Genomic DNA, 1,820 nt, shown 5'->3' with positions numbered 1-1,820 from the left:
ACCCCCGAATCCGGCCCCGCCGTCCGAGCCCGTGAACTTCGCCGATGCGAAGTTCGGGCCGAACAATCCGCCGGTGTACGCGCCGCTGCCACGTTTCGACGTGGAGCCCCCACCGGCGATCACGAGGGCCCGGACGCTCATCGGCTTCATGATCGCGGTGACGTTGCTGTACGGGGTGCTGTCTGCCAACGGCTTGCGGTCGTCGCCGCTGATGCCAGCAGCGGCCAAGGACTTCAACATCGTCGCCTACTTCGCCATCGCGATCGCGTTCTGGTTGGCGGCCGAGGGGATCAAGCGCGGCTTCGCGATCGCCCGGGTCGGATCGTTCGTCCTCTTCGGGGGATATCTCCTCTGCGGATTCGGGATGTTCATCTCCTCCTTGGACAGCGGGCTGGGCAGCGCCTACGAGCCTTGGTATCGGGGTTGGTCGGTCCTGTGCTCGACGGCGTCGGTCGGGTTGGCCATTGGCATCCTCATCGCCTTGGCGTCGCCCGCGTCGGCCGCGTGGTTCGCCGAGTCCGAGGCCCGCAGGGCCGGAGGCGCCGGGGCTCGACGTGGTTGAGCTCGCGGATCGTCGACGTCGAGGTCTATCGCTCGTCGGAGTCGCGCGGTAGCCTGACCCATCAGTCATCGGTGCATTGACCGGAGGTGGTGTCGTTATCTCGGGTCGTGCGCGGGTCAGGGCGTCACTCGGCCAGGCGGAGTAGCTCCCGCGCACCGTTGTTCGACGCCCTCGGCGTGCCAGCGCACGCTGGGGGAGCTTCGACGACGTTCCGGCTTCGCCGTGACCGAACCGCTGGGTAACGAGACAACCTCTAGAAGGGGCGACGATGAGCTATCCGCCGCAGGGCGGGTACGGGCACCAGGAGCCCGACCCGTACCAGCAAGGACAATATGGACAGCCTGATCCGTACGGGCAGGCGTCGGGCGCGCCGTACCAACACCCCATGTCGGGAGCCCCGGCGTCACCGGCTGGCCAACCGGGCTACGGCCAGCCCGCGTACAGCCAACCCGCGTACGGGCAGCCCGCCTATGGCCAACCCGCGTACGGCCAGTTCGCGCAGGGCGTCCCCCCGCCCCCGGGTGAGCGGCCGCAGCTGGTGACCGTCGCGGGCTTCCTCATCCTCGGGATGGTGGCGATGATGTTCGCCACGGGCGTCCTCGGGATGGTGGCGATTCGATCCGAACTGTCCTTTGCCGGAGTCAACGCCGTCCAAGGCTTCATTTACATCCTGATGGCCGCCGGGTACACCGCGCTTTCCATCGGCGTCCAGCGCGGACGCGAGGGCGCTCGCATCACCGCTTTCGTCCTCTTCGGACTTGGTCTGCTCTGCTCCCCGTTCAGCATCATCAGCAACACCTCTGAGACCGTCGCGCTCGTTTACGAACCCTGGTACCCGTCAGTCGGAACGATCCTGAGCGTCGTCAACATTCTCCTGATCATCGCCACGATCATCATGCTCGCCAATCGCGAGTCCGCCAGCTGGTTCAAGGCCAACAGCGCCGCGCGCAAGGCCGGCGTCATCCGCTGACGACCTCCGGTGGCGCGGGCGGTCCACGTCCGCGCCACCTACGCGTTCACCCGGAGAGCGGGGGGACGTGCGGCCCGTGCCCACTCCGCGGCTTATCGTGGGTGGTCGATGACCTGCCCAGCCCCGGCTCCGCGAACGGCGTGAAGATGACCTATCCACCCGGCCAGTACGGCCCCCCGCACGACCAGTACCAGCCCGGCACCCCGCCCGTCTCGGGCTCGCCCTACCCGCAGCAGTACTCCGTCGTGCCCGTCTCCCCATACGGACAACCCGCGTACACGCCGCCCC

At 67.9% G+C, this 1,820-nt stretch carries 2 protein-coding genes; both read left to right on the top strand.

Features of this window, described 5'->3' with window-relative positions; all coding sequences use genetic code 11:
* Nucleotides 1-562, top strand: a 562-nt coding sequence (locus tag ACM9NP_RS23915; RefSeq protein WP_415649034.1) for a hypothetical protein, incomplete at its 5' end; no start/stop codon positions are given.
* A 268-nt stretch (nucleotides 563-830) separates the two neighbouring features.
* Nucleotides 831-1,532 (top strand): hypothetical protein, encoded by a 702-nt coding sequence (locus ACM9NP_RS23910; protein WP_415649033.1) that lies wholly within the window; start codon nucleotides 831-833, stop codon nucleotides 1,530-1,532.
* Nucleotides 1,533-1,820 lie beyond the last annotated feature (288 nt).

Origin of the sequence: Stackebrandtia soli (assembly GCF_965137155.1) — a bacterium.
Taxonomy (GTDB): Bacteria; Actinomycetota; Actinomycetes; order Mycobacteriales; family Micromonosporaceae; genus Stackebrandtia; species Stackebrandtia soli.
The sequence above is the reverse complement of the archived record's forward strand: the minus strand, read 5'-3'. Positions and strand labels throughout refer to the sequence as shown.